The organism is Cecembia sp. (genome assembly GCF_007126775.1).
Classification (GTDB): Bacteria; Bacteroidota; Bacteroidia; order Cytophagales; family Cyclobacteriaceae; genus Cecembia.
Map to the genome: position 1 here is coordinate 1 of NZ_SLAP01000082.1, position 4,414 is coordinate 4,414.

3 protein-coding genes are annotated in these 4,414 nt (G+C 39.2%); all 3 read right to left on the minus strand.

Going from position 1 to position 4,414, the window contains the following annotated elements; genetic code table 11:
- Window positions 1-545: hypothetical protein (locus QZT73_RS05155; RefSeq protein ID WP_291786968.1), on the minus strand; the 545-nt coding region annotated here is incomplete at its 3' end.
- 81 nt (window positions 546-626) lie between these two features.
- On the minus strand, window positions 627-2,243 hold the full coding sequence (locus QZT73_RS05160) for a hypothetical protein (RefSeq protein WP_291786970.1): 1,617 nt from the start codon (window positions 2,241-2,243) through the stop codon (window positions 627-629).
- A 44-nt stretch (window positions 2,244-2,287) separates the two neighbouring features.
- A partial coding sequence (locus QZT73_RS05165) for a TonB-dependent receptor (protein ID WP_291786974.1) occupies window positions 2,288-4,414 on the minus strand: 2,127 nt, incomplete at its 5' end.

A 4,414-nucleotide genomic window follows, 5' to 3' on the forward strand; every position in this document is an offset into this window, starting at 1 on the left:
ACCTTCCACCTTCTTTCAATGTTATCAAAAAAAACTTTTTCATCTGGGAACTCAATGTATTCCTCAATACCGGAATTTTGAGGAAAATAGGGGCTAAGATCTTCATCCTGAACCATTTTATCAAAAAGCATCAAGCTTTTTTCTAACATTTCCGCGGTTTCAAATTTCCAGGTTCGGAATACTTCTTCATAGTGGGTAACAGCACCGTCTTTATCTCTTTTCATTTTGATCCCAGTAGCTACTTTTTTTACTTTTATGGAAGGTGCAATTCTAGATATCAGGAAATATTCCAATCCATCTTTTTGGTAATATGCTTCCATGGTAAAATCAGAAACCAATTTGCTATAATATTCATCAAAATTGGAATCAAATTTATTGTCGTGGGTACCTTTTTTAGGGAGATGCCCAAAATATCGGACAGTTGATAATAAGACTTGCTGTTGCTCCTTATTAGAAAGCGTTTTGGAGGGATCGTACTTGTCTTTTTGAGAGCAAGCTGATAAGAGAATGATTATCCCTGCCAATATATATATGTTTAACTTCATTTTACCTTGCACTTATTTTTGATAGCATAAAAAAGCTTGTTGGAAGATTAGCTTCCAACAAGCTTTTAAATTAAGTTCCGCTTATTGATTAGTGTAATCTCTATTAATTGGATTGAATTCAACCCATCCATCAGTCCAGTCTTCTGTACCAAAAGCGCCAATATATTCAACTGTTTTGTCGAAGTAGTCTCCTAATTTGGCATTTGAAAAATCAGCACCATTTGCAAGAGTTCCGCCTGACAGTAAGCTGAAATTAGGATTACTTGGATATGTTAGCAGTGTATACCTTGCAAAGAAGTTATCAGGATTCAATCCATACCCTCTGTAGAAGTCTTCCCATGCCTCATCAGGACCTGGAACCCTGACAGTTTCGTTTGCAGCAGTCCATATTTGTTCCACATCTGCAACATCTGCTCCGCCGCCGGCAGCAAAAGGGTTGTTGGGGTACAACATCACATTGTTTGCCAAAACACCTCTTCCAGCGTTGTATTGTTCAGTCACAGAAGCAGTGTTAAATCTCAAACCAACAGGGAATCCAGTAAATACTGAGTTGAAAATGGAAACTGCAGTTCTTCTTCTCAAATCAATCATTTGGACATTGTTGCCAGAAATTGACCTGTTAGTTCTGTCTCTAGGCCCATAAACGGTAATGTTGGAAAAAGTTCCAGTTGTGTAAGGTTGAACATCATTGTCATTCGGACCATTGTCACATTCAAAGGCATTTGATTGGGACTGATCCGCAAAGAATGGATTTCTTACTGCTAATCCAAATTGCACATTTCCGGAATAACCATAATCTACATCAAAGTCATCATCCCATGTAGAAACAGAAACAAGGTATTTTCCATCAACATTTCCGCCAAACCACTCAAAACCATCGTCTCCACCATAGGATACCACCAAATGCTCCATCAAGGTTCCTCTACCAACACCACCCATTGTGATAGAATTGGTTTCGTTGTTAGGTGTCAATTCAATTCCTGCATATTCCACTCGTAGGTATTCATACTCACCGGAGGAATCATTATCATCATCTCCGCCAAATATTTTCAATGGCTCTATACCTTCTATGGCTGGGTCATTTTGATTGGTTCTTGCTCTTCCCAAGATTACCAATCCTCCCCAGTCACCTCTGTCTCTTTCACCTGGTTGCTGGGCTGAGGTCATGACGATAGGGTTTTCTCTTGTTCCCCTTGCAATCAATTTACCCCCTCTGTCTACAACCAAAGTACCTCTGGATCTTTTCTCTCCATAGATGATGGTTCCAGGCTCAATGGTTACTGTAACCCCATCCGGTACAAATACTTGGCCCTTTATGAGATATTGCTTGTCAGAAGTAAGCGTTCTGGTAGTTAGATTGCCTTCAAGGTCTTCTATATTGCTTACCTGCTCAAATACGGCTACTACTGCTTTATCACTTGTCATGTTAACAGTTGTTGGGTTGGTAGTTCCAGATGCATCTCCTTCCCATCGGACAAAGGCCCATCCGGCACTAGGAGATGCCGTAATCTGTACACTTGCATTTTGAGCATGCTGGCCAGTGGCAGGAGAAATTGAACCTCCTTCTGCTGGTAAGGATACAGTAGAAAGTGTGTAGTTGATAGTAGGGGTTGGATCATCGCTATCATCGCATGATACCATGATAAAGACCAAGGCAAGTACTGCACTCCATCTCATCAATTGTTTTAATTGTTTCATAAATTTTGGAATTAATTGGAATTATAAAGTTTAGTTTAATATTCTTACTTAATGCGGTAATTAAGAGATAGACTGAACAAAGAACCTCTACGCCATAGATACATAGGGTCATCAATGCTTCGGTCTATTTTGGTGTCAAAATTGGAGTCCTGGTAGAACCTATACTGGTAATTGAACAAGTCCTGGATACCAAACTTGAGGGTTGTTCTATCTTTGAAGGTTTTACTGACTGTAAGATCCACTACATGCCTTTCCAATTCATAAATGGATGGGAAATTGGTATTGCCTGCTACAAAAATTCTTGGACCTTGCACATTATAGGCGATACTTGCCTGAAATTCAGAAATTGGATCTATATAATACAAAGCAGCATTGATCATATAGGGAGATTGTCCTTGCAGGGCCCTTCTGCTTTCTTCGAAAGTGATATTTTCTCCCAAAAACACTTCTGACCAAATGAGAGAAGCGTTCATATTTAATGACAGGTTTTTAAAGAAGGGTGCAGAAGTTACTGTACTCAATGCTTTTCTGGCTTCTAACTCCACTCCATAAGAAGTGGCTTCAACAGCATTGTCATAAGTAAAGAGCAGAGTTTCTGTAACATTTCCCTGTACCCGTTCTATAGGGTCTTTGAAAAACTTGTAAAAAGCGCCAAAAGAGAGTGTTTCACCTTCATTGGGATAAAACTCATATCGAAAATCAATATTATCTATTCTTGCCATCTGAAGATTGGAGTTTCCAAACATCCCGGCAATCATTTCAAAACTGTAATAAAGGAAGGGTGCATACTCTCTGAATTCAGGTCTATTCAAAGTTTTGCCATAACCCAATCTCAACAAAGATCTTTTGCTGAAATTATAGTCTACGTTAATAGAAGGTAAAAAAGCCAGTTCTATATTTTCTACATTAATTGGTCCTGCATCATTCGCACTCTCCAATTTTTGCACAGAGTATTCTGTTCTCAAACCACCGGACAGGTTAAAATCACCTACTGGATAGACCGTACCCAAATAACCTGCTGTTACAAAAGTTGATGCATCGTAGGCATCAGTAGGTCTGGTACCTTCTTGGATCAACCATCCATCAGCTTGTCTATAATTTTCAGGAGCAAATGCCTCGTAGATTGGCTTTCTTAGCAATTGTTCTCCAACTTCCTGATCATGAAACCCTGGGAAGAAAGTAGTTATATACCTTGCTGAAAATTCACGTTGTTTGTAATCAATTAGATAGCCTGCTCTAATTATTCTGGGTCTATCCTTTTCTACACCAGCAAACTTTTTTTCAAAATTGACACCGTTAGCGATACCGGTTTCGGTTGCATAGCCAAAATACCTTCCTAAATCCTGAGGGCTTGAACTTGGCGGAGCGATGATAATATATTGGCCTTCAGAACCTTCTGTACTGAATCTTGTCCTTAGTCTTCTGAAATCAGGTTCTTCATGATAGAGATAGTTTGCTCCTATAACCCAGTTCACTTTTGTCATTTCGTTGTTGAAAAGGTGGGTTCCTTCCAATTGGCTAGTAAATAACCTCTTCGACTCGTATCTAAAAGAATAATCTTGGGCTCCCTCAGGTCTTTGGATAAAATCTTTTCCCGTTCGGAAAATAGTTTCATTCATTCCATTTTGATTGAACAGGTTTCTGAATTCGATTTTATTATCTGCATTCAACCTCAAAAGCCAGTTAGACATGATACCAACTTCATTCATTTTCATGTAGGTGTAGTCAAAATACTCATCTCTTTTTTCAGTAGGCCTTCCAGGTTCAGGAAAAAAATATCTGCTTCTATCAGCAAGGAAATATTGGAATTCTTGTGAAATGGAGGCAGTAGTGATGGTGGAGAGCCTTTTACCAAAGACTGTCCAATTTTTTCCGAATGCCAGTCCAAAACTTGCATTCGGTGCAGCATTGGTAGTATCCATGCGGTAATTGTTATCCAACTGTTGTCCTGCTGTAGCCCTCAATGAGTTTCCTGAACCCACACTTTGTAATTCGTCAGTAGACGGAAATGAAGCAGGTAAATCCCTTCTGCTGTCAGTACCTAGCCAATCTGTTCTGGAGCCTCTTGTTTGGCTATATTGCCTAAAGGTGGTGTTTTGTCTAAAACCCGTTCCGATGCTGACATTTATAAAATCTTCATCTGGGGAATTTTTGGTAAAAACTTTAATCAT

Bases quoted from the DNA above. Each gene is read 5' to 3' on its own strand.
- QZT73_RS05160 (WP_291786970.1), bottom strand. From the start codon at position 2,243: ATGAAACAATTAAAACAATTGATGAGATGGAGTGCAGTACTTGCCTTG.